Annotated in this window: 1 protein-coding gene; it reads right to left on the bottom strand. The window is 48.7% G+C overall.

Going from position 1 to position 598, the window contains the following annotated elements:
• The coding region (locus ACS8FD_RS22570; RefSeq protein ID WP_439277504.1) for a DUF2345 domain-containing protein at positions 1 to 598 on the bottom strand (598 nt) is incomplete at both ends.

Genomic DNA, 598 nt, shown 5'->3' with positions numbered 1-598 from the left:
ACCCCATCCATTAGCGTTTTTGCATAAGGTATCAAACTCGGCAACACCCCAAGCCCCAAACCATCCATTCCACCCCCAGCCCGACTATGCTTACCGCCTTTCTCCGCAAACTCTTTGGCCGCGATAGTAATATCAGCACCATCAAGGGTGATACTCGCACCCCCAGCTGTTATCGTCACTTTATTAGTTGCCACCACCTCAACTTCTTTGGTGGAGGAGGCAATGTTCACGTCCTGTTTAGCTGTGGCTTCAAGTTTGCCCGTATGGGCGGAGAGGGTAATCGTCTCTTTGGCATTGGTGAAGCTCACTTGACCATCGGCTATAACATTCAGTGCTTCATTGCTAATCTGCTGGTGAGACTCGCCACTACTGATCCTCATGTCTTGCTGAGTGGTAGTAATTATCTCACCCATTGTTCTATGAACGAGCGTGTCGCTACTCACATAGCTGATGTCGGCACTGCTATCTATTAAGGTAAGTGGCGTGGTTTGATGGGTTTGGGTTTGTTGCTCTTTGGCGATACTCTCTAATTGCGTTTTAACAGCTTTATGGTCGTTAACTTGTCGTCCAAGTCCGGTTGCCAACTGCTTGAGTCGCT

The sequence above is a fragment of the Psychrobacter sp. 1U2 genome (genome assembly GCF_051847575.1).
This window is presented reverse-complemented; position numbering and strand designations above follow the sequence as displayed.